This window comes from Anabaena sp. CCY 9402-a, from assembly GCF_963920945.1.
Classification (GTDB): domain Bacteria; phylum Cyanobacteriota; class Cyanobacteriia; order Cyanobacteriales; family Nostocaceae; genus Trichormus; species Trichormus minutissimus.
This window is the reverse complement of record NZ_CAWUDL010000001.1, coordinates 121,288-142,680: the sequence shown is the minus strand read 5'-3', so window position 1 is coordinate 142,680 and position 21,393 is coordinate 121,288. Positions and strand designations below refer to the sequence as shown.

Genomic DNA, 21,393 nt, shown 5'->3' with positions numbered 1-21,393 from the left:
CTTATAAATTAGCTTTCCAACTAGCCAAATCAGCCAAGGAGCGATCGCGGTAACGTCCGTAACGTTCCTGTTTGTTTTTGATTTTCACCCCTAAATCGGGAAAAATCCCAAAATTGGGCGGCATCGGTTGGAAATGTTTAGGCGAAGCGGAACTGATAAAATCAAACAATGCCCCCATCATAGTTGTATTGGGAAGCATCATCGGTTCTTTACCCAAAGCTAACCGTGCAGCATTAATTCCCGCCAAACAACCCCCGGCTGCTGCTGCTGTATAACCTTCAGTCCCAATCAACTGTCCAGCCGCCAACAATGTCGGACGCTGTTTAAATTGCAAAGTCGGTAGCATTAACTGGGGTGCATTAATAAAGGTGTTGCGGTGCATGACTCCCAACCGCACAAATTCCGCCTTCTCCAAACCGGGAATCATTTGGAAGACTCGCTTCTGTTCACCCCAACGCAGATTTGTTTGGAAGCCTACCATATTCCACAACTGACCGACTTTATCTTCTTGTCGTAACTGCACCACTGCATAGGGACGTTCCCCGGTGCGACTATCAGACAACCCTACTGGTTTTAAAGGGCCGTAACGCATCGTGTCCTCTCCCCGTTGTGCTTGTTCTTCAATGGGGAGACAGGCTTCAAAAAATTTCGCGGTTTCCCTCTCAAAGTCCTTGAGTTCTGTTTGTTCAGCTTGACGCAGTGCTTCCCAAAACCGTAGATATTGCTCCTTGTTCATGGGACAGTTCAGATAGGCGGCTTCACCTTTGTCATAGCGTGATGCCATAAAGGCAATATCGCGGTTGATGGACTCTCCTACAATGATGGGACTAGCCGCATCAAAGAAACTCATATATTCCATTCCAGTGAAGCGGTGTAAGTCCTCTGTTAAGTCGGGACTGGTTAAGGGGCCGGTTGCTAAAACCACAATTCCTTCAGGGATGGCTGGGACTTCCCCGCGCCGGAACTCAATTAAAGGATGATTAGCTAACGTTTGGGTTAAATCTTGCCCAAATTGTCCTCTATCTACAGCCAGCGCACCCCCAGCCGGAACAGCGTGTTCATCGGCTTTGGATATAACAACAGAACCTAGTTGACGTAATTCTTCATGCAGCAAACCCGCCGCGCGATCGCTTGCCATTGCGCCAAAGGAATTACTACATACTAACTCTGCCAAATCTTCGGTATGATGGGCAGGGCTGAAGCGTTTAGGGCGCATCTCATGTAAAATTACAGGTACTCCAGCTTGGGCTATTTGCCATGCAGCCTCTGTCCCAGCTAGTCCACCTCCAATTACTTGTATTGGTTGTTTGTCTATAGTCATTTTTGTAATTCCTAGTTTGTTAAAGTTGACACTCCCCAGCCTAAAGGCGTGGGGATTCTACATTCACAGACTCGCCGTTAGACGACAGGCCCCGGCCAATCGCCCAAGAGGGCAAATCTCCTGTAGCGTAAGTTCCGGTATGCCCTACCGTACTGAGTCCTAGTCTCAAAATGTTGATTGCTGCGTTGATATCTCTGTCTTCCACATATCCGCAATGTGGACAAACATGAGTCCTTGTAGACAAAGATTTCTGCACTTTCTCACCACAGTTAGAACAATTTTGACTCGTGTTATGGGGAGGAACAGCAACTGTCACTTTCCCATATTTCTGACCAAAATATTCCAACCACAGGCGGAAAGTTGACCAACCAGCGTCACTAATTGATTTAGCTAGATGTCGATTACGTACCAACCCTTTGACATTCAAGTCTTCATAAGCTACCAAATCATTAGATTGGATAACGGAGTATGCCAATCTCTTGCAATACTCTTTTCGTTGCCTACTTACTCTTAAATGCTTACGAGCATATCTATTTCTAGCTTTGTGGTAATTGTTAGATTGCCTTGCGCGAGCTTTCTTTTTGTCTTTACTGAACTTTTTAGACTTTTTGCGATTAGCACGGTTTAACTGTTTTTCTGACTTGCGGTAGAATTGGGGGGATGGTTCTACATTGCCTTTATTATCAGCAATGAAATACTTCAATCCCAAGTCAATACCCACTAATTGATGTGAGGGTTGAGTTTCTATCCTTGCATCAGTATCAATTGCAAATTGGGCGTAATAGCCATCAGCACGACGTACCAAACGGACACGCTTAATCTGCTTGATGTCGTAGTAATTAAGGTCGTAAGTTCCCTTTAATTTCAGAGTTCCAATACCTTTCTTATCTGAGAAAGTTATAGACTTACGAGTCAGAGTTAGCTTCCATCCCGTTGATTTATATTCAACTGAACGGCAGTTTTTCTTAAATTTAGGAAACCCTTTTTTACCTTTAACTTTTTTCTTGCAGTTGTCGTAAAACCGAGAAATTGCACTCCAAGAACGTTCAGCAGCAGATTGTCTAGCCATTGAGTTGAGTTCATCAGCAAAAGGAAATTCCGCAGCTAATACAGCACAATATTTATTCAAAGCATACTTATCTACCTTTGAATCCTTGTTATCCATCCAGTAGCGTAAGCACTTATTTTGAATGAATTGGCTGGTACGAATTGCTTCGTTTATTGCCTGATACTGCTTTTCTTTACCCTTAACCTTAAACTCGTAAACAATCATGGCTTTTCCCTGGCAAAAATGCTACGCGTAGCAAGCTACCGCGAACCACAAAGTGGTACGACCAATTAACCACACTTTTATGCTACTACAAAAGGATAAAGCCGTCGTAGAACGACGGGGTTTTTAACCCAAATTTTCGATAATTTGCTGGGAAGGTATTTATATTTTGCACCATTCTTAATAACGGTAAGCTGGGCAATGCCAGCAAGGTAAAAATCGGTGTTTTATAGCATTGCCCACCCTACAACAATCTGGCTACAACGGAGAAGCTATGATGTAAAGTTACTAATAATACGCTGCATTGCTTCTTCTACATTTTCGCGACTGTTAAATGCAGAAATGCGGAAGTAGCCTTCACCCGCAGCACCAAAACCAGAACCAGGTGTACCAACAACATTGCAGGTATCCAGCAATTTATCAAAGAAATCCCAGCTAGAAAGACCATTGGGAGTTTTTACCCACACATAAGGCGCGTTTACTCCACCATATACATCTAGTCCGGCGGCGGTGAGTTTTTCGCGGATAATTTTGGCGTTTTCTAGATAAAAACTCACTAATGCTTTAATTTGTGCTTGTCCAGCTTCAGAGTAGACGGCTTCCGCACCTCGTTGCACAATGTAGGATACACCGTTAAATTTGGTAGACTGACGACGATTCCAAAGTTTCCATAGTTCAACATCAGAACCATCGGCGGCTTTACCTGTCAAGGTTTTGGGTACAACAGTCAAGGCGCAACGAGTTCCAGTAAAGCCGGCATTTTTGGAAAAAGAACGAAATTCAATGGCACAATCTCTCGCGCCGGGAATTTCATATATAGAATGAGGCAGGGCTGGATCTGTAATATATGCTTCGTAAGCTGCATCAAAGAAAATAATCGAGTTATTAGCTTTGGCATAGTCTACCCACGCCTGGAGGTGTTCTTTAGTGGCGGTTGCACCTGTGGGGTTATTGGGAAAACAGAGGTAAATTAAATCGACTTTTTGGGTAGGAATTTCTGCCGTAAAGTTGTTTTCTGCGGTGACAGGGAGGTAAACTAAACCCTCAAACTCCCCTTGTTCATTGGCAGTTCCAGTATGTCCCGCCATGACGTTTGTGTCTACATATACGGGGTAAACTGGGTCAGTAACAGCAATAATATTGTTATCACCAAAGATATCAAGGATATTACCTGAGTCGCACTTAGAACCGTCCGAGATAAAAATTTCTGAGGCATCAATTTCACAACCCCGTGCTTGGAAATCTTGAGCCGCAATCTTTTCCCTTAACCAAGCATACCCTTGTTCTGGGCCATAGCCTTTGAAAGTAGAGCGATCGCCCATTTCTTCCACAGCTTGAATCATTGCAGTTCGGCAAGCTTCTGGTAATGGTTCGGTGACATCCCCAATTCCCAAACGAATAATTTTAGCATCAGGATGAGCTTCGGCAAAGGCATTTACCCGCCGCGCAATTTCCGGGAACAAGTAACCAGCTTTGAGTTTTAGGTAGTTGTCGTTAATAGTTGCCATAGTCAAGTTGAAAAAAAAGACCTAGATAAAACAGCTTACCAGTGCTGAGTCATGAGTGAGGAGTGAGGAGTGCTGAGTAATGAGTAATGAGTAATGAGTAATGAGTTTTGAGTCATGAGTAATGAGTTTTGAGGAAAAATATTAGTCTCTATCACTGGTAACTCTGTTAAATACTAAAATTGAGTGAGCATATGATTATTCTTGTTAAGGCAGTGTTGTTATGAGCATCCCACTTGTAGACCAGCCCACAGAAGAAAAATTGGTAACTCTCAAGGATGTTTCTTGGGAACAGTTCAAAGGTATTGAGTCACATTTGTTGGGCAATCGCAGTGTCCGACTGTCATATTTGTCAGGAGTTTTAGAGATCATGTCCCCAATAGGAGATAAACATGAAAAAGTGAAAAGTACCGTTGGCTTGCTGCTAGAAGCTTATATGAGAGTATTGGGTATCAGGTTTTATAGACGTGGTGGCTTCACTCTGGAAGAACAAGGGTACGCTTCTGGTACACCAGATGAGTCTTATAGCATCGGTAAAGAAAGAGAAGTTCCTGACATTGTGATTGAAGTTATTGTTACCAGTGGCACTATTGACAGGAAAGAGTTATTTAAACCCAAAAAAGTACCTGAAGTTTGGTTTTGGAAATCTCATACTATAAAGATATTTCGTCTGACTGAGAGTGGTGAGTATCAGGAAGTAGACAGAAGTGGGTTTTTTCCAGATTTAGACCCTGCTTTGTTGCTACATTATATCGCTATGCCTGACCAATATGATGCTGTGGTTGAGTTTGAGCAAGCTGTTCGTAATTCGTAATTTACGATAAATTACGGTAAACAACATACATTCCGCCAATGTAGAGAAAGATGATCGTTAGTCCATCTAAGGTGATGTACATTCGGGAGCGACTGACGGCATGGTAAATTAAGCCTGCGATCGCCACTGAGGTCATAACCATTGCGACAATAGCTGTGAAAATATGTACCGGACTCATCGTTAACCACAAACTACCCGGCAAATAGGCGAAATCGTAAATACCCAAAATCGCCAAGTTAAACAAATTAGAACCAAAAACGTTAGAAACTGCCAAATCAACGGCATCCAATCGAATAGCTGCGATAGATGCAGCAATTTCCGGTAAAGATGTTGCTGTTGCTAACAAAATCGCACCGATGAAACTCTTCTCTAAGCCAGTCACCTCAGCAACTCGATCACCTAAAAATGCCAGCCATATACCTAAAACTACAATTGCAGTTGCAAATAAAGTGAACTGTCGATAGGCTTGCTGGGTGGTGATGTGTTCGTATTGAAACATCTCCTCTTCTTCCTCTAGCACTTCCATACGTCGTCTAGATTCAAATTGAGAAATGGCTCTAGCACTAACGAAATAAAGCAAAATGAGTAAAACGCTCGGAATACCAACCCATCCTAAAGTTAGATTAATTTCGGTTTTTGCTAAAAACATTCCAGCAGCAGCTATACCCAGCATCACACAGCCGAGACTCGCTGCTAATCCGTGACTGATTTGTGCTTGTTTGAGTAAAGGATCGGGGCCTGTAAAGATATCCAGTAGTGCTAAAATCAGCAAATTAAACAAACAACTCCCCAAAATACCACCTACAGCCAAATCGGGGGAATTAAAAATGACAATGGCACTTATCCCTGTGGCTAATTCGGGTAAGGATGTCACGCCTGCTAGCAGGATTGTCCCAACCCAAGTCCGGCCTAGTCCGCTTTTCTCTGCAAAAATATCGGCACTTTGTGACAGTTTTGCACCTGTTAGAATCACTAAAATAAAGCACACAAGGACTTGAAGGAAAAGTAGCATGATTATGTGGAGTGACTTTTCTTATTTGTAACGACTAATGTATTGACCGTGAATATTCACTAAGTAAGGTACTATGTAAGTTAAACTTGCAGCAATCCAGCGATCGCCAGTCATTTGACCTTTGATTAGTGCTGCACCATGATTAATCGTAAATAAAATAGAACCAACCACCAGCGCAACTTTTACCGCCGTCGGCATCATCTTTTTATTGCCAAGACACAAACAATATTCTCTAATAGCTTTCATCTGTCACCTGTAAAAATTTTCGTCAAAAAATCCCTTTTTAATCTTTTATCTCTGTGTCACCTGTGTCTCCGTGGTTATATAAATGATTTATAAGCCACAGAAGCACACAGAGAAAAGCAGATATTTTATGATTTACCTTGGAAGGGTAACTACTCATGGGTCAAAATATTAACAATACTAAAATTTCTATCATTATTCCCACGCTCAATGAAGCAGCGAATATTAAACAAGCTATTTTCACTACTCAATCTAGTAAAAATATAGAAATAATAGTTGTAGATGCAGGCTCTGAAGATGAGACTGTAGCTATAGCTGATGCTATGGGTGTCAAAGTGATTTTATCTACTCCTGGCCGTGCCGTGCAAATGAATCTAGGCGCGACTGTGGCTAGTGGGGAAATTTTGCTGTTTCTCCATGCAGATACGCGTTTACCAATGGGTTTTGACGAGATGATTCGGACAGCACTGCAACAGCCTGGGGTGGTTGCTGGTGCATTTACTTTGCAGATAGATGCACCCATTTTTGCTTTAAGATTGGTGGAATGGGGGGTGAAATGGCGATCGCATTTTTGGCAAATGCCCTACGGTGATCAGGCAATTTTTATGACTAAATCTGTATTTCAAGAAATTGGCTGCTTTCCTGAAATGCCTATTATGGAAGATTTTGAACTCATCCGGCGTTTGCAACGTATCGGTAAAATATTTATTTTATCTGTGCCAGTTATTACTTCATCCCGGAGATGGTTGCAAAAGGGTTTATTGAAAACTACTCTAATTAATCAAATTGTGGTGATTGGCTATTTATTAGGTGTAGCACCAGAGCGACTGCGTAAGTTGTATCGTCGGGGTTTTAAGTAATTTGTGATGTTTTGTGAATTGAGGGCGGAAGTTTAAACGCAAAGTATCGCAGAGGTATACGCAGAGGTGTGCGGAGAATTTGCTTCAGGATTTATCCTTTTTTAAGCTGTTTCTCATCTAAGTGGCATATTCTATGGGGAGGTAGGGATGAGAACTGTCAAAAATTCAGGAATGTTGAGATTTTCGGCTGTTTTTACAAAAATCATCCGTAAGTGGTTGACAGGAACGTTAAAAACTCAGGTGATCCCATGATTCCCAAGTATCAAATGCGATTCAATGGCAAACTTAAACTCCTGCTGTTAAGTTGTTTGGTAGTTATATTAATAATCGCTGCAAGACAATTTAATTTCCCAATAATTTTAGACACATTAGTCACTTGGGTGAATAGTCTGGGAGTTTGGGGGGCAATCGCCTATATAATTATTTACAATTTAGCCACTTTATTATTTATCCCCGGTTCGCTGCTAACGTTGAAAGCTGGTTGTTTATTTGGCGTTGTTTGGGGTTCGATTTATGTGTTAATTGCCGCAATTCTGGGCGCAACTCTGGCTTTTCTCATCGGACGCTATTTATCACGAGATTGGGTTTGCAAACAACTAGCAAAATATCCTAAATTCAAAGCTATTGATCAAGCTGTAGCGCAAGAAGGTTGGAAAATTGTCCTGTTAACGCGTCTGTCTCCTGTGTTTCCTTTCAATTTATTGAATTATGCTTTTGGAGTGACGCAAATCTCTCTGAAAGATTATATTTTAGGCTCTTTTGGGATTTTACCAGGAACTATGATGTATGTTTACATTGGTTCTTTAGCTGGTGATTTGGCAATGCTGGATACGACTCATCAACCAGTCACGCCAGAAACGCAAATGCTGAAGTTATTAATGCAAATTCTTGGTTTAATTGCAACTATTGGTGTCACTATCTATGTTACAAAAATTGCTCAAAAGGCTTTAAATAAAAGTATGGTTGTCGATGCAGGAGACGGGAGTTAAGAGGTAAAAGTTATGAAAAATATATTGAATCACAAGAGTGTTAAGTTATTCAGTTTAACATTGCTGACGGTAGCGATCGCTTTCTTCGTCAACACAGATTTGGCGGCGGCGCAAACCATAGATAATCCTAGTTCTTGGCATCCCCAAACCATTTTACGCAATGCTTTGCAGTGGATTGATAGTTTGGGAACAGTAGGAGCGATCGCTTTTATTGCACTATATATTATTGCTACTGTGGCTTTTCTACCTGGCTCAATCCTCACCTTGGGTGCTGGTGTAGTGTTTGGTGTCGTTTGGGGTTCAATATACGTTTTCATTGGTGCAACCCTAGGGGCGACAGCTGCTTTTTTAGTGGGACGTTATTTAGCAAGGGGTTGGGTTGCCCAAAAAATCGCTGATAATCAAAAGTTTGCCGCCATTGACCGGGCTGTGGGTAAAGAAGGCTTAAAAATTGTGCTTTTAACCAGACTTTCCCCTATATTTCCGTTTAATCTATTAAATTACGCCTTTGGAATTACAGGAGTTTCACTCCCAGATTACTTTATTGGCTCTGTTGGTATGATCCCCGGAACTATTATGTATGTTTACATTGGTTCTCTAGCTGGAAACCTCGCTATGATTGGGACTGAAGGTCAACCCACAAACCCCACAGCACAATGGGCAATTCGGATTGTGGGTTTTATCGCCACGGTGGCTGTCACCATCTATGTCACCCGCATTGCTCAAAAAGCTTTAAATGAGGAAGTTTTGTAAAGATTGGGGAATGGGGAAAAGAAAGCAGGGGGAGCAGGGGAAGCAGGGGGAGCAGGAGGAGAAAAATACAATGTCCACTCACTACTCACTACTCACTACTCACTACTCACTACTCAGCACGGGCTAACGCCCCGCTCCGCTAACAGCACTCAGCACTCACTACTCTTAGTTAAATTTAAAATTTCTAAAGGAGATACCATCAATGTCCAATTCCGAGTTAGAGAGAGTTATTGTTCGCCCAGTGGATGAGTATAACCAGAAGTTGGTTTCTTATGTGCATCCGCCTAATTGGGTGAATCCTCAACCTGCTGATTGTTATGACTTGGTGGTCATTGGTGCTGGAACTGCGGGGTTAGTGGTGGCGGCTGGTGCGGCTGGGTTGGGTTTGGGTTTGAAAGTCGCATTGATTGAAAAGCATCTCATGGGAGGAGACTGCTTAAATGTGGGTTGCGTACCTTCTAAAACTGTGATTCGGTCGGCGCGGGTGGTAGGGGAAATTTGGAATGCGAAAAGTTTGGGGATTAATATTCCCAAACAACAAATTGAAATTGATTTTTCTACTGTGATGCAAAGAATGCGGCGCGTCAGGGCGGGAATTAGTCACCATGACTCGGTGGAACGTTTTTCATCCCTGGGAGTGGATGTTTTCTTAGGTAGTGGTCGCTTCACTAGCAAAGATACGGTGGAAGTTGGCGGTAAAATCCTCAAGTTTAAAAAAGCTGTGATTGCAACTGGTGCAAGGGCGGCAAAACCAGCGATTCGGGGTATTGAAGCGGCGGGTTATTTGACTAATGAAACGGTATTTTCTCTCATCCAAAAGCCGGAACGATTAGCCGTAATTGGTGGTGGCCCTATTGGTTGCGAATTGGCTCAAGCATTCCGGCGTTTGGGTTGTGAGGTGGTGCTGTTCCATAGCGGTTCTCATGTTCTCAATAAAGAAGATGGGGATGCGGCGCAAATTGTACAGCAGGCTTTAATCCGCGATGGAATCCGCTTAGTCTTGAATTGCAAGTTAGAAGAGGTGGTAAGTGTCACCGATGGGAAGCGGCTGTATTTTTCTGTGAATGATTATCGAGATTCGGTGACTGTAGACGAAATTTTAGTAGGTGCGGGACGTGCGCCGAATGTGGAAGGACTGAACTTGGAAACTGTCGGGGTAGAATACGACAAACGCCAAGGTGTGAAGGTAAATGATTACCTGCAAACGACAAACCCGAAGATTTATGCGGCTGGAGATATCTGCATGAATTGGAAGTTCACCCATGCGGCAGATGCAGCAGCACGAATTGTCATTAAGAATACGCTGTTTTCTCCCTTTGGTTTAGGACGTTCTCAACTGAGTAGTTTAGTTATGCCTTGGGTGACATACACTGACCCAGAAATTGCCCATGTAGGGATGTATGAACATCAAGCTAAGGAGAAGGGGATTGATGTAGAGACAATTAAGATTCCTTTTAGTAGTGTAGATCGCGCGATCGCAGATGCTCAAGAAGAAGGATTCTTGAAAATCCACCACAAAAAAGGTTCTGATGAAATCCTCGGTGCAACAATTGTCGCTAGTCATGCAGGCGAGATGATTTCGGAAGTGACAACAGCAATTGTCAATAAAATTGGTTTAAGTAAGTTGAGTAATGTGATTCATCCTTATCCCACCCAAGCTGAAGCAATTAAAAAAGCCGCAGACGCTTATCGTCGTACACTTCTGACACCAAAAACAAAAAAACTTTTGGGATTTTTAACGAAGTTTTCGTAACACCAAGTATAAACGCGATATATCGCGTCTCTACTACCACTCCCTTTTTCAAGCTAGTCAGCAGTATTCACACTAGTTTGTTTAGTTTTGAGTTGAGTTTGCAATTCTTGCATTGTTTGCAGATGTGTTTGCTCTAATTTATAACTAAGCCAAAAAAAGCTACCACCAAAGGAGGTAATTGCAATCATACAAACAGCAACTAACAATCTGACTTGAGAGCGAAGATATCTAATTTCTCTGGTCTGGTCTGCCGATTTTATGGGGTAATCTGTGGGAATTTGGGCATTTTCTACAACTATTTCGGCTTTTTTTGGTGTTGCCTTTTGAAATTTAACCTGTTCATAAAGCCAATCGGTAATCAATTGTGGGCAGTTTTTCTTAACCCATCGCCAAGCAATCATTCTGAATACAGGCTTAGAAGACCTAGCAATCATCTTCAGTGTGCCATTCACTGTCCGTGAGCGAAACTTTTGGTTAATTAGGTTAGCAGACCCCACATCATATAGACAATCTAATATCAACTTAACAGTTGTTTCTTCTCTACAGGACAAGTTTTCTAGCAAAAGCAGTACATCATGAATCCGCTCCGCTTCCATGATTTGCTCAGCTGATTTTGGAGATAAAGTGGCAAGTTTGTTAGTGGCAGTATCCATGACATCTACGATTTAACGATTGTTGTGTGTAAGTTTTGTTTTTTGGTAATGGTTGCTAAAATCAGTTAAGTCAAGCTTTTAATGACAGTATCCATGACATCTACGATTTAACGATTGTTGTGTGTAAGTTTTGTTTTTTGGTAATGGTTGCTAAAATCATTTAAGTCAAGCTTTTAATTTGTATCTATTTACACTTAATAAATTAAACTTTCAACTGTAACGACTGACTTAGTTGCTATTGGGGATACAAAAGTCTGACATAATATCCAGTCAAATGATTGCTAATTTGCCATTACTTCATTTGGCGCAACTGTTTGCTAAATTGCGGAAACTTATCAAATTCATTACATAACAGGGAACTAGCTCAGTGCTTGACAGTTGCTTTCACTCTGTTAGTTGCTTGTGCCAGTAGCTGTAAGCAATTAATGTGACTTGTGATAAGTTTGATGTCCTTACCCAATGAATAATATCATACACCATGAAGTGCAAGTATGCTTACTTACCACATGACAGTTTCTTTTGCGACATAATACACTGGCAATGCCATTATTGTCAGTATGACTCATAAATTGCCTCAGTAGCCATGATGAACTGCTGACACCAATAAATAAAGATACATCTTTACGAATTAAATATGCGTTATGCAAAGACTTTGTAAAGACGCGATATATCGCGTCTCCAGATTAAATTAAAGATGACTATAAATGACTTATTATCCTAATTTGATATAAAAATTATTGTTGAGTTATTACCAATTTATTTATGATATATCTACAAAAAATATTTTCATGAAAAATGATGAAATACTATATTAGAAAATACTGTTATAAATTGATTATTTTGGCATTTATAGTATTTATACTTATTCATGCCATACCTATTAGTTATTCTCAAGATAAAGCTCCAAAAGTTGATCAAAATTTAGAAGCCATTGAAAAAATAGATGGTACACCAGTAGTATTAGGAGATAATACATTATTTATAATTAAACAAAGTGTTGGTTCTTTTTCATCCCAGGAACGAGCTAAAGCTGTTATTAATAGAATTGAAACTATAGCTAACGACTTTTCAATGAGTCCTGATAATCTCCAGGTTTCTGACCAACAAGATACCTCAAATATCGTATTGGGAGAAAAGCTAATATATACAATTACAGATAATGATGCGAAGCCCACGGGTCAAACAAGACAAGAACTAGCTAGAGTATATCTGAATAAAATAGCTAGTTCTATTAAAATTTATAGGAACGAAAGGAGTTTAAATAATTTAATAAAAGGTGCTGTTTATAGTTTAATTGCTACCTTAATTTTAGTTATTACTTTTAAAGTATTTAATCAAATTTTTCCGAGAATTATTAATCGAATACAAACTTGGCAGGGAATTAGAATTCCTGCATTACGAATTCAGAATCTAGAACTATTACCAGCTTCGAGAGTTAGTAGTATCGTAGTTAGATTAGCAAAAACGCTCCGCTTAATTATCGTATTGGGAGTAGCCTATATCTATTTTTCTGTAGTGTTGAGTTTCTTTCCTTGGACAAAACAGCTTAGTTCTAGACTTTTTTATTACTTACTAGATGCAATATATAAAAGTTGGATAGCATTTTTAGGTTATTTACCTAACATTTTCTATTTAGCAGTAATTTGTATTTCTACCTATTATGTCATTAAATTTATTAGATATTTATTTACAGAATTAGGTAACGGAACAATATCTTTTCCGGGATTTTATCAAGATTGGGCAGAACCAACTTATAAACTAGTATTTTTTCTAATTATAGCTTTAGCATTAGTTCTGGCATTTCCATATTTGCCGGGGTTTGGTTCACCGGCTTTTCAAGGAATATCAGTATTTTTAGGTATTCTCTTCTCTCTTGGCTCAAGTTCAGTAATTGCCAATATTGTAGCTGGAATTATTTTAATTTACACTCGTGCTTTTCAAACTGGCGATCGCATTAAAATTGGCGATGCAGTTGGTGATATTATTGAGAAAAATCTTTTTGTCACAAGAATCCGCACGATCAAAAATGTTGTGATTACTATACCTAATGGCACTGTATTGACTAGTCAAATCATTAACTATAGTGCCTTGGCTCAAGACTCTAATTATTACTTAGTTCTGCACACTACAGTTACCCTAGGTTATGATGTTCCTTGGCGTAAAGTTCATCAAGTATTAATTGATGCAGCACTAGTTACTAAGAATGTTTTAGCCGAGCCGCAACCATTTGTCTTACAAACTAGTTTGGATGATTTCTATGTTAGTTATGAACTAAATATCTATACTAATAAGCCAATGATCATGGCTAGAATTTATTCACAACTCCATCAAAATATTCAAGATAAATGCAATGAAGCTGATATAGAAATACTGTCTCCTCATTACTCGGCATTGAGAGATGGTAATCAGATCACTATACCAGAAAACTATCTACCCAAAGACTACAAAGCCCCAGGATTTCGGCTGTCTACTTTAGATAGTATCATTAAGCCTTCTAACGGCAAAGATATCTCAGAAACTCATGAAGAGGGGTAAAAAATAATGATGGGAATTCTGACAGTTTTAGCATTATTAATAGCTATATTCGCTGTGATTTTTGCCTTACAAAACTCAAGTCCTATCCTAGTACAGTTTTTAGGCTGGCAGACTGAGGAATCAATGGCACTAGTGCTATTGTTGACTTTTACCTTTGGTGTGTTGTTTGGGTTGTTAGTTTCACTTCCTACTTTAATCAAAGGTATGAGACAATTAGCAAATTTAAAACGCAAGATTAGTGAAAAAAACTATGAAATAGAACAACTCGATCACAACCTCACAGCAGTCACAAATCAAGTTCAATCCCTACAAGAATCACAAATACATTCTCAATCTGAACCTATAAATGATCAACAAGACTACTCCTCAAACATCTCTGAATATTAGTATAGAAGGATTTTATTATGACAGAAGGTTGGCAAACTCTCCAAAACTTACTCTCAAAACCAGCAGTAATAAAATTTATCGAAGTCGGTATTGGCATAGTGATTATTGCCCTGATTTTCCGAATTTTAGGCAAAATATTACCACGTCAAGTCCAGGATACTGATTTACGCTATCGCATTCGTAAAGGAATTAGTTTAGCTGGGTATGTCATCATTGGCTTGGTGATCATATCTGCGTTCAGTAATAGTATAGGAAGATTGACTGTTATTTTTGGGGTTGTAGGTGCTGGTGTCGCTTTTGCGATGCAAGAGGTGATTGCTAGTTTTGCCGGGTGGGTTGCTATTTCCTTTGGTCAGTTTTATAAGCCTGGAGATCGGGTCAAGCTGGGGGGTATTATTGGCGATGTGATTGATATTAGTATTTTACGTACTACATTAATGGAATGTGGTGACTGGGTAAAGGCTGATCTCTACAATGGACGGATTGTGCGAATTGCGAATAGTTTTGTGTTCAAAGAACCTGTATTTAACTATTCTGCGGATTTTCCTTTTGTTTGGGATGAAATTACTATACCTGTAAAATATGGGAGCGATCGCTATTTAGCCAGAGAAATTTTGCAACGAGTCGCTGAGGATGTGGTAGGTACTTACGTATCACAAGCCAAGGGAAGATGGCAAAATATGGTACACAAGTACTTAATAGAAGATGCCAGAATCGAGCCAACCGTCACAGTTGCAGCCACAGATAATTGGGCAGAATTTACTCTGCGTTATGTTGTTGATTATAAATCTCGTCGTGGGAAAAAAGACCAACTTTTTACTCAAATTTTAGACGAGTTTGATAATTCTCTGGGACGTGTTACGGTTGCATCTACAACCATCCAATTAGTAGAAGTGCCTAGCTTTGATATCAATATCAAAAATGGCAAATGAAAAGCTCTCAATTTAAATAATTGGGAGCTTCATGTTTCGCTAGTGTTCGCTCTTAAATCCAGAAAGGAACTTAGGATCTAATTTTCTTCGCAGGCAGAACTTAACAGTTAAAAGTGAAACGGTATTAGTTATGCTCTAGCCATAGACATTCTCCGGCAAGTCTCGGCACAACGGCGACACATATCAGCACAAGCCTTCATTTGTGAATCATTCTCGAAGCGATCGCAATTACGAGCGCATCGTTCACACACGTCAGCACAAACTCCACAGGTACGCACATCCAAGTCAGAACCACGCAACATAAAGTTAGCACTGGTTTGGCAAATTTCAGCACAATCAAGCATTAATCGTATATGCTCTGGTTCTGTGTGCATACCACCTTTTGTTAAGCAATATGCGGTCACAGTATTTAAACAAATATTAGAGCAGTCTAAACAGTCTTGAATACATTCTTGGTTTTGTTGGTTAACTTTTTGCAAACTTAACTGTTGTATTGCCATTTTCAAAACCTCTTTTATTTCTGAATTTTTTCGATGAAGTGATATGACTTCATAGGCTTTAATTTAGAAGCCAGGTCAAACTTTAGCGTCTGACTATTGACGTATTAATAAATCTTGCTTGAAGAGGATAAGCAAATATTCCACTTGGATCTGAGTATGGAATATGAGCCAGTTTCTTGCACCCCATACCTAAATCACGAAAAATCACAACAAGTTTAGGTTTATACTTTGCCACTATCCCTTAGACTAGGGGCAGCAACTTTGTTATTACTGGTCGAGGAAAGTGGAAAGTGACAGAGACGAACAATTTAAACTCTGCCCTTCAGGATATGTCACGTAGGGAACTACGAGATTTAGTTAGGACTCAGCTGCGAATGCTATTGGAAGCAGGAGATTTGCAGGGAGCTAAAGCTATTCTCGTACCTGTGCAGCCTGCGGATATTGCTGAGGCCATTGAAGGTCTACCAGAAGCAATGCACGCTCTGGCGTTTCGGTTACTTTCAAAAAGTGAGGCGATTGAAGTTTATGAATATCTCGATTACAGCGTTCAAGAACGGCTGATTGAGGAACTGAAAAGCCAAGAAGTCCGTGATATTGTTGACCAAATGTCTTCAGATGACCGAGCTAGGTTATTTGATGAATTACCGGCTAAAGTCGTTAATCGTCTTTTAGAACAACTGAGTCCAGGAGAACGCCAAGCTACAGCTTTACTTTTAGGTTATGAAGCTGATACGGCTGGGCGGATCATGACTTTAGAGTTAATAGCTCTAAAAGAAAATTTTACGGTAACTCAAGCCTTAGAACGGATTCGCAGCCTAGCTAATGCTAGTGAGATGATTTACTATCTTTACGTTACTAATGCAGCGAGACGATTAACGGGGATAGTTTCACTGCGAGAGTTGGTCACATCTCAGCCTGAACAAACCATTGGCGAAATCATGACCCGTGATGTGATTTTTGTTCACACTGATACAGACCAAGAAGAAGTCGCCAGATTAATTCAAAGATACGACTTTTTGGCTGTGCCTGTAGTAGACCGAGAAGAACGTCTGGTGGGTATTGTCACCGTCGATGATGTCATTGATATTTTGCAACAAGAAACTACTGAAGATATTTATGCTGTAGGCGGTGGCGTGCAGTCTAATGGCGATAATTATTTTCAGATGGATTTATTTAAAGTAGCCCGTAAACGAGTTTTATGGTTATTTATCTTGCTGATTACCAATACTGTCACGGGTACGATTATTAAATCCCAAGAAGATATTTTGACCAAGTTTGTTACTTTAACTGCCTTTATTCCCTTACTTACTGGTACTGGCGGTAACGTTGGCGCACAATCTTCCACTGTGGTGATTCGGGGTATGAATACTGACGAAATCAGATCCCTGGGGACTTTACAGGTAATTGGGCGTGAGGCGATCGCTGGTGCATTGCTGGGTGGTATGTTAGGTAGTATCGCTACAGTGTGGGCTTTCTTGCTACAAGGAAGATTAGAAGTGGCGATCGCAGTCGGTACTAGTCTAGTAGCTATTTCGATTTTAGCTTCTGTCTCTGGTTCAGCACTACCGTTTTTATTTCGCTTTCTGCGTTTAGATCCAGCCTTGATGTCTGCACCATTTATTACTACAGCAGTTGATGTCTTAGGTGTCTTGATTTACTTCAACTTGGCAAGATTCATCTTAAACTGATTAATGACTGCTAAGTCCTGAGTAGGAATTACTAGTACAGCAGGGTGTAAATACAGCAACTATTCTCAATAACTTAAAAGCCTATTTTATCAGCTTTTACTTTTGCGTAGCGGTACTAGCCTCCAATTTCTACAGTTCTGAAGATGTATCTGGAGCAATGATTTCACCAGTACCCATTTCTAGTATTATGTCCTGGTCAGTCACTAATTCACTCAGTTCCTTAACTTGTAAATTCATCTGCTCACAAGCTTGTCTGAGTTTTCGTGCAAAGGTATTAATGTCATCGCCATAACCACATTGATAAGCAGCAGTTTCAATTCCTAGTTTGGCATTTGCCCTAGCACAATCTACTAGGTCAGTTCCATGCAGTTGTTTTGCAGATACCATAGGCTTTTTTTGTTAATTCTAAATCTTTTTCCCCCGTTAGACTAACAACATTTGTTCATGAAATCATCCCTCTATTGGCAGACAAAGCAATTCAAAATTTACTGAAGACTTAATAAATCACGTCTTCAGTAAATTTTGATCACTCATTTAGCTATTTCTAGCCATTGACTATTTCCCTACCATTGAGATGTAATACTTGACCAGATATATAAGAAGTTTTGAATTATAAAATAATTAAACCCTGGATAATATCAACCCAAGGTTTAATTATTTGTCCTTTGACTTGCTAAAAGCAAGTATAGGACTTTTACCCCGGATATTTAGCCAAACGTACAAATTGCTATTCAATGTACGTAACGGAATTACTCCTCACACCGAACACACACTACTATGAAACTGACCACGAAAACAAGTACACAACTCTCTTACTTACAATGAAGGATTTAGTCCATTCATCTGCTTTAAAATTAACTATTAAATTCTGGCACTTTATCGCCCTGGAGGTGGAAACAAAAATAGAATATTATCCACCTCTAGATTGAGAAAAATTATTCAATGACAACTAAGACTCTGGGACTCGAACCAAATTTATATGATTATTTACTATCTGTTTCATTGCGAGAGGCAGAAATATTAACTCAATTGCGGCAAGAAACAGCCCAAAATCCAATGGGTAGGATGCAAATTGCACCAGAACAAGGACAATTTATGGCGTTGCTGGTGCAGTTATTAGGCGCAAAGAAAACCTTAGAGGTGGGAGTCTTTACAGGCTATAGTTCTCTAGTGGTAGCACTAGCTTTACCCCCCGAAGGACAGATAGTAGCGTGTGATAATAGTGAAGAGTTTACAGCGATCGCACGGTGTTATTGGCAACAAGCTGGAGTAGCCCATAAAATTAACCTACACATCGCCCCAGCTTTAGAGACTTTAGACCAATTACTAGCCACAGGTGAAGCAGAAACCTTTGACTTTGCCTTCATTGATGCCGACAAGAGAAATTATGATAACTATTATGAGCGATCGCTGCAACTAGTTCGTCCAGGAGGACTGATAGCCATTGATAATGTTCTCTGGTCAGGACGAGTCGCAGACCCCCAAATCCAAGATAATCGCACCAAAAAAATCCGCGCCTTCAATGAAAAACTACTACAAGACCAAAGAGTAAGTTTAAGTCTCGTCCCCATCGGCGACGGCTTAACTTTAGCCTTGAAGAAGGTGACAGGTGATAGGTGACAGGTGACAGGTGACAGGGGAAAAGAAAGCAGGGGAAGCAGGGGAAGCAGGGGAAGCAGGGGGAGAAAAATACAATGTCCACTCACTACTCACTACTCACTACTCAGCACTCAGCACTCAGCACTCTTCACTCTTCACTCAGCACTCATTACTTTTTTGGCCAACGCCAATTGAATCTATTCCACTCGTAAATGCCTTGAATTTCGTACTCAGTCCCGTTATAGAAGCGAACAACGCAGTTAGTAGAGGAATCTTCACTACTATTAAGTTCATCAATCTGAATCACAATGGAAAGAAACCATTCTCTTTTGCAGGGGCCATCATTCTGCACCCACTCCCATAGGGCGTTGGAAACTTCAATGCGATCGCCTATTCTTAGTTTGAGTGCATCCTCAAAATAGGCATATTTGTCGAAGTGATAAGACTCTACACGATTTAACCACTGTAAACCATAGCGATCGCGAATAAACTGCACTTTACCTGAGTCGTTGTTATGCAGCCAGTCGTTCAGTAACTGCACCTTCCAAGTGCGGTTTTGTTGTTCCTCTATCTTCACGAACTCTAAAAATATCTCTAGTTCCTCTGGGGTGAGTTCATCTAAAGGATTGGGAGTATCTAACTTCCCTCGCTTAGATTGCTTGTGAATTTCCTCGACCAATTGCAATAAAATCTCTTTTTGCCTGTCAGTGAGAGGACAGCTGGCTGCATCACAACGATTAAAAGCTGCTTGCAACGCTGTTGTTATCTCATCTGGTGTCATAATTTAATAGTAATCGAGGGTCTGATTTAATAATTATTACAAAAGTTAAATAGAAGTTTCTAGTCATGGGGTATTAGACATTGGGCATCATCAGTCCCCAATGTCTAATACCCAGTCCCCAGTCCCCAGTCCCCAGTCCCCAATCCCCAACTTTCCTTGCTACCTTATACATTTATGGAAAAGAAAATCAGAATAACATTTAAGTTAAACTACTCAAGATTTATGACAGGCATCTTGCTTTCCTGTCTCATGGCATTAATCTCGTGGGTATGGACTCCTGTGGCTGTAGCGTTGACACAGATTAAACTCTCTGACTTATCTTACAAGGATTGTCCGCCTGAATTGGCTCAAGGGGCTGTTAGCAGTAGTGGTAGTGCGGCTGCTAATTGCTTTATTGTTACTGGAAAAGCCCAGAATGGCACTTATAAAACCGTCTACGATGCAGATATCTATGGGCGCATATATGATGCCAACAATGACTCCATATTACAAAATCGTAATCGTCTTGGTTCTATTGCGGAAGTCCCACCCGGCACTAGTGATTTTGAATTAAGAATTTCTGTACCTGCAAATCAGCCTTTACCTTTGCAGCTGAAGCAGTTTAAAGCTTCGGGTTTTAGCGCACAAATCCGGAAGTAGAAGTTATTTTTGAATTTTGAACTTAGTGGGGGGGATCAAATCCACCCCACTAAATTCAAAGGTTTGCAGAGTTAAAATGCTCCGAACAAACGTAGAAGATAAGGATTGCTTAGAAGGTTAGTGACTAAATTCAACGCCACGAAAGCGAGAATGGGAGAAAAATCCATACCACCCAAAGGGGGAATAATTGAACGGAATAAGTTGAGATAGGGGTCTGTGACTTGGCTTAAGGCTGCAAATGGTTGGTTATACCAGTTGATTTGGGGAAACCAAGTCAACAAAACCCGAATAATTAGCAAGTAGCTGTAAACGGTTAAGAAAGTAACTAACGTAGTAATCAGTAAATACATGGATGGTTTAGTTTCCTACTAAGTGTTAAACGCGGTCTTACTATAGATTTTAATTTAGTCGATGTCATTGACGTATGCCGAGAGTTACCGCATTAACCGCCATGAGCAGGGATATGACAAGTGTAGGTTTTGAATCAAGCCATAGACCTCTTGCATAAATGCTTAAGCTGTCATGTTGAGCAAAGCGAAACATCTCAAAGATTCTACATTTCATTCAGAATGACACATCTCATTTTCAAGCTAGGTCTAATGAGTGATGTTTGTAAAACTAACGGAATCATCATAGTTTTATCAATTTCTATGCCCTTACACCTTTATAACCCTACACCCTAAAAGCAGTATTGGTTGGGGAAAGCGTCAAAACCTACACCTGCGAGGAAGTGGGGGAATGGTGTAGATGTCACCTTTTTAAGAATCTTGACTAAGAGATCGATCATTAACAGATTGAGTAGAACCGCCATTGACATCCCCCAGATGTTTCCTCACCTCATCGATTGTGGCGTTTAACTGGGCAATCTTATCTTCGAGCGATCGCCGTGTTGTCTCCATTTCTATGCCTTCATTCTCTGAAGATATCATCTGACGGCGTTTCGTTGATACTTTCTTATTTTCTTTGGGGCTACTCATCAATTCTGTACCTTCTTCCACTATTTCTTCATCTCGACGAGAAGCAATGACAGCACCCACAATTCCTCCGACTACGCCACCAAATATCGCCCCTGCGAAAAAACCACTAGCAAAACCATCGCGCTGACTCATAACTTTATCCCTTTGAAGAAACTTGGCAACTTTTAGATCAGTTTTAGATC

At 40.4% G+C, this 21,393-nt stretch carries 22 protein-coding genes; 11 read left to right on the top strand and 11 right to left on the bottom strand.

Going from position 1 to position 21,393, the window contains the following annotated elements; translation table 11 throughout:
- Window position 1: 1 nt before the first annotated feature.
- The 3 genes from trmFO to ACM0OR_RS00620 form a co-directional block, all read right to left on the bottom strand.
- The gene (gene trmFO / locus ACM0OR_RS00630) at window positions 2-1,315 is read right to left on the bottom strand and encodes an FADH(2)-oxidizing methylenetetrahydrofolate--tRNA-(uracil(54)-C(5))-methyltransferase TrmFO (RefSeq protein ID WP_414574663.1); all 1,314 of its coding nucleotides are present in this window, start codon (window positions 1,313-1,315) and stop codon (window positions 2-4) included.
- A gap of 46 nt (window positions 1,316-1,361) precedes the next feature.
- Complete coding sequence (locus tag ACM0OR_RS00625; RefSeq protein ID WP_414574597.1) at window positions 1,362-2,594, bottom strand: RNA-guided endonuclease InsQ/TnpB family protein; 1,233 nt, start codon at window positions 2,592-2,594, stop codon at window positions 1,362-1,364.
- Between the two features lie 269 nt (window positions 2,595-2,863).
- Window positions 2,864-4,099 (bottom strand): LL-diaminopimelate aminotransferase, encoded by a 1,236-nt coding sequence (locus tag ACM0OR_RS00620; protein ID WP_414574596.1) that lies wholly within the window; start codon window positions 4,097-4,099, stop codon window positions 2,864-2,866.
- 220 nt (window positions 4,100-4,319) lie between these two features.
- Between ACM0OR_RS00620 and ACM0OR_RS00615 the strand changes: the two genes are divergently transcribed.
- On the top strand, window positions 4,320-4,910 hold the full coding sequence (locus tag ACM0OR_RS00615) for a Uma2 family endonuclease (protein ID WP_323267087.1): 591 nt from the start codon (window positions 4,320-4,322) through the stop codon (window positions 4,908-4,910).
- A gap of 1 nt (window position 4,911) precedes the next feature.
- Here the strand turns inward: ACM0OR_RS00615 and ACM0OR_RS00610 are convergent, their stop codons facing one another.
- Window positions 4,912-5,922, bottom strand: coding sequence for a sodium:calcium antiporter (locus tag ACM0OR_RS00610; RefSeq protein WP_323267086.1), 1,011 nt, complete (start codon window positions 5,920-5,922; stop codon window positions 4,912-4,914).
- Window positions 5,923-5,943: 21 nt separating this feature from the next.
- On the bottom strand, window positions 5,944-6,168 hold the full coding sequence (gene nrtS, locus ACM0OR_RS00605; RefSeq protein ID WP_323267085.1) for a nitrate/nitrite transporter NrtS: 225 nt from the start codon (window positions 6,166-6,168) through the stop codon (window positions 5,944-5,946).
- Window positions 6,169-6,323: 155 nt separating this feature from the next.
- Between nrtS and ACM0OR_RS00600 the strand changes: the two genes are divergently transcribed.
- From ACM0OR_RS00600 to ACM0OR_RS00585, 4 genes are all read left to right on the top strand, one after another.
- Entirely contained in the window at window positions 6,324-7,025 is a 702-nt protein-coding gene (locus ACM0OR_RS00600; RefSeq protein WP_414574595.1) for a TIGR04283 family arsenosugar biosynthesis glycosyltransferase, read from the top strand.
- A gap of 248 nt (window positions 7,026-7,273) precedes the next feature.
- Window positions 7,274-8,014 (top strand): TVP38/TMEM64 family protein, encoded by a 741-nt coding sequence (locus ACM0OR_RS00595; RefSeq protein ID WP_414574594.1) that lies wholly within the window; start codon window positions 7,274-7,276, stop codon window positions 8,012-8,014.
- A 12-nt stretch (window positions 8,015-8,026) separates the two neighbouring features.
- Complete coding sequence (locus ACM0OR_RS00590) at window positions 8,027-8,767, top strand: TVP38/TMEM64 family protein (protein WP_414574593.1); 741 nt, start codon at window positions 8,027-8,029, stop codon at window positions 8,765-8,767.
- 202 nt (window positions 8,768-8,969) lie between these two features.
- Window positions 8,970-10,520: a mercuric reductase gene (locus tag ACM0OR_RS00585; protein ID WP_414574592.1), complete on the top strand. Its 1,551-nt coding sequence runs from the start codon at window positions 8,970-8,972 to the stop codon at window positions 10,518-10,520.
- Between the two features lie 53 nt (window positions 10,521-10,573).
- Here ACM0OR_RS00585 and ACM0OR_RS00580 read toward each other — a convergent pair whose 3' ends face one another.
- Complete coding sequence (locus tag ACM0OR_RS00580) at window positions 10,574-11,173, bottom strand: hypothetical protein (RefSeq protein WP_414574591.1); 600 nt, start codon at window positions 11,171-11,173, stop codon at window positions 10,574-10,576.
- 795 nt (window positions 11,174-11,968) lie between these two features.
- On the opposite strand from ACM0OR_RS00580, the gene ACM0OR_RS00575 reads away from it, so the two are divergent.
- The 3 genes from ACM0OR_RS00575 to ACM0OR_RS00565 are packed head-to-tail and all read left to right on the top strand — an operon-like array spanning window position 11,969 to window position 15,027.
- Window positions 11,969-13,708: a mechanosensitive ion channel family protein gene (locus tag ACM0OR_RS00575; RefSeq protein ID WP_414574590.1), complete on the top strand. Its 1,740-nt coding sequence runs from the start codon at window positions 11,969-11,971 to the stop codon at window positions 13,706-13,708.
- A gap of 6 nt (window positions 13,709-13,714) precedes the next feature.
- A complete protein-coding gene (locus ACM0OR_RS00570) occupies window positions 13,715-14,095 on the top strand; it encodes a LapA family protein (protein WP_414574589.1) in 381 nt (126 codons plus the stop codon).
- A gap of 17 nt (window positions 14,096-14,112) precedes the next feature.
- Window positions 14,113-15,027 (top strand): mechanosensitive ion channel family protein, encoded by a 915-nt coding sequence (locus ACM0OR_RS00565; RefSeq protein WP_414574588.1) that lies wholly within the window; start codon window positions 14,113-14,115, stop codon window positions 15,025-15,027.
- A 128-nt stretch (window positions 15,028-15,155) separates the two neighbouring features.
- Here the strand turns inward: ACM0OR_RS00565 and ACM0OR_RS00560 are convergent, their stop codons facing one another.
- Entirely contained in the window at window positions 15,156-15,527 is a 372-nt protein-coding gene (locus ACM0OR_RS00560; RefSeq protein WP_414574587.1) for a four-helix bundle copper-binding protein, read from the bottom strand.
- Window positions 15,528-15,856: 329 nt separating this feature from the next.
- Between ACM0OR_RS00560 and mgtE the strand changes: the two genes are divergently transcribed.
- Window positions 15,857-17,215: a magnesium transporter gene (gene mgtE / locus ACM0OR_RS00555; protein WP_414574586.1), complete on the top strand. Its 1,359-nt coding sequence runs from the start codon at window positions 15,857-15,859 to the stop codon at window positions 17,213-17,215.
- Window positions 17,216-17,344: 129 nt separating this feature from the next.
- Here mgtE and ACM0OR_RS00550 read toward each other — a convergent pair whose 3' ends face one another.
- Window positions 17,345-17,602, bottom strand: coding sequence for a hypothetical protein (locus tag ACM0OR_RS00550; RefSeq protein WP_414574585.1), 258 nt, complete (start codon window positions 17,600-17,602; stop codon window positions 17,345-17,347).
- A gap of 555 nt (window positions 17,603-18,157) precedes the next feature.
- Here ACM0OR_RS00550 and ACM0OR_RS00545 point away from each other — a divergent pair.
- Window positions 18,158-18,835: a class I SAM-dependent methyltransferase gene (locus ACM0OR_RS00545; RefSeq protein WP_414574584.1), complete on the top strand. Its 678-nt coding sequence runs from the start codon at window positions 18,158-18,160 to the stop codon at window positions 18,833-18,835.
- Between the two features lie 148 nt (window positions 18,836-18,983).
- On the opposite strand, the gene ACM0OR_RS00540 is transcribed toward ACM0OR_RS00545, so the two are convergent.
- Window positions 18,984-19,595 (bottom strand): hypothetical protein, encoded by a 612-nt coding sequence (locus ACM0OR_RS00540; protein WP_414574583.1) that lies wholly within the window; start codon window positions 19,593-19,595, stop codon window positions 18,984-18,986.
- Window positions 19,596-19,817: 222 nt separating this feature from the next.
- Here ACM0OR_RS00540 and ACM0OR_RS00535 point away from each other — a divergent pair, with 222 nt between their 5' ends.
- Entirely contained in the window at window positions 19,818-20,234 is a 417-nt protein-coding gene (locus ACM0OR_RS00535) for a biotin carboxylase (RefSeq protein ID WP_414574582.1), read from the top strand.
- A gap of 71 nt (window positions 20,235-20,305) precedes the next feature.
- On the opposite strand, the gene ACM0OR_RS00530 is transcribed toward ACM0OR_RS00535, so the two are convergent.
- Window positions 20,306-20,584 (bottom strand): YggT family protein, encoded by a 279-nt coding sequence (locus ACM0OR_RS00530; protein ID WP_190704597.1) that lies wholly within the window; start codon window positions 20,582-20,584, stop codon window positions 20,306-20,308.
- A 408-nt stretch (window positions 20,585-20,992) separates the two neighbouring features.
- The gene (locus ACM0OR_RS00525; RefSeq protein ID WP_414574581.1) at window positions 20,993-21,343 is read right to left on the bottom strand and encodes a hypothetical protein; all 351 of its coding nucleotides are present in this window, start codon (window positions 21,341-21,343) and stop codon (window positions 20,993-20,995) included.
- Between the last annotated feature and the right edge of the window lie 50 nt (window positions 21,344-21,393).

What these genes read in the sequence shown, in the direction of transcription:
- mgtE (WP_414574586.1), top strand. Translation starts at nt 15,857, where the DNA reads ATGTCACGTAGGGAACTACGAGATTTAGTTAGGACTCAGCTGCGAATG.
- ACM0OR_RS00595 (WP_414574594.1), top strand. Translation starts at nt 7,274, where the DNA reads ATGATTCCCAAGTATCAAATGCGATTCAATGGCAAACTTAAACTCCTG.
- ACM0OR_RS00565 (WP_414574588.1), top strand. Translation starts at nt 14,113, where the DNA reads ATGACAGAAGGTTGGCAAACTCTCCAAAACTTACTCTCAAAACCAGCA.
- ACM0OR_RS00610 (WP_323267086.1), bottom strand. Translation starts at nt 5,922, where the DNA reads ATGCTACTTTTCCTTCAAGTCCTTGTGTGCTTTATTTTAGTGATTCTA.
- ACM0OR_RS00530 (WP_190704597.1), bottom strand. Translation starts at nt 20,584, where the DNA reads ATGTATTTACTGATTACTACGTTAGTTACTTTCTTAACCGTTTACAGC.
- ACM0OR_RS00550 (WP_414574585.1), bottom strand. Translation starts at nt 17,602, where the DNA reads ATGGTATCTGCAAAACAACTGCATGGAACTGACCTAGTAGATTGTGCT.
- ACM0OR_RS00545 (WP_414574584.1), top strand. Translation starts at nt 18,158, where the DNA reads ATGACAACTAAGACTCTGGGACTCGAACCAAATTTATATGATTATTTA.
- ACM0OR_RS00615 (WP_323267087.1), top strand. Translation starts at nt 4,320, where the DNA reads ATGAGCATCCCACTTGTAGACCAGCCCACAGAAGAAAAATTGGTAACT.
- ACM0OR_RS00580 (WP_414574591.1), bottom strand. Translation starts at nt 11,173, where the DNA reads ATGGATACTGCCACTAACAAACTTGCCACTTTATCTCCAAAATCAGCT.
- ACM0OR_RS00620 (WP_414574596.1), bottom strand. Translation starts at nt 4,099, where the DNA reads ATGGCAACTATTAACGACAACTACCTAAAACTCAAAGCTGGTTACTTG.
- ACM0OR_RS00570 (WP_414574589.1), top strand. Translation starts at nt 13,715, where the DNA reads ATGATGGGAATTCTGACAGTTTTAGCATTATTAATAGCTATATTCGCT.
- ACM0OR_RS00585 (WP_414574592.1), top strand. Translation starts at nt 8,970, where the DNA reads ATGTCCAATTCCGAGTTAGAGAGAGTTATTGTTCGCCCAGTGGATGAG.
- ACM0OR_RS00540 (WP_414574583.1), bottom strand. Translation starts at nt 19,595, where the DNA reads ATGACACCAGATGAGATAACAACAGCGTTGCAAGCAGCTTTTAATCGT.
- ACM0OR_RS00575 (WP_414574590.1), top strand. Translation starts at nt 11,969, where the DNA reads ATGATGAAATACTATATTAGAAAATACTGTTATAAATTGATTATTTTG.
- ACM0OR_RS00525 (WP_414574581.1), bottom strand. Translation starts at nt 21,343, where the DNA reads ATGAGTCAGCGCGATGGTTTTGCTAGTGGTTTTTTCGCAGGGGCGATA.
- nrtS (WP_323267085.1), bottom strand. Translation starts at nt 6,168, where the DNA reads ATGAAAGCTATTAGAGAATATTGTTTGTGTCTTGGCAATAAAAAGATG.
- ACM0OR_RS00535 (WP_414574582.1), top strand. Translation starts at nt 19,818, where the DNA reads ATGACAGGCATCTTGCTTTCCTGTCTCATGGCATTAATCTCGTGGGTA.
- ACM0OR_RS00590 (WP_414574593.1), top strand. Translation starts at nt 8,027, where the DNA reads ATGAAAAATATATTGAATCACAAGAGTGTTAAGTTATTCAGTTTAACA.
- ACM0OR_RS00560 (WP_414574587.1), bottom strand. Translation starts at nt 15,527, where the DNA reads ATGGCAATACAACAGTTAAGTTTGCAAAAAGTTAACCAACAAAACCAA.
- ACM0OR_RS00600 (WP_414574595.1), top strand. Translation starts at nt 6,324, where the DNA reads ATGGGTCAAAATATTAACAATACTAAAATTTCTATCATTATTCCCACG.
- ACM0OR_RS00625 (WP_414574597.1), bottom strand. Translation starts at nt 2,594, where the DNA reads ATGATTGTTTACGAGTTTAAGGTTAAGGGTAAAGAAAAGCAGTATCAG.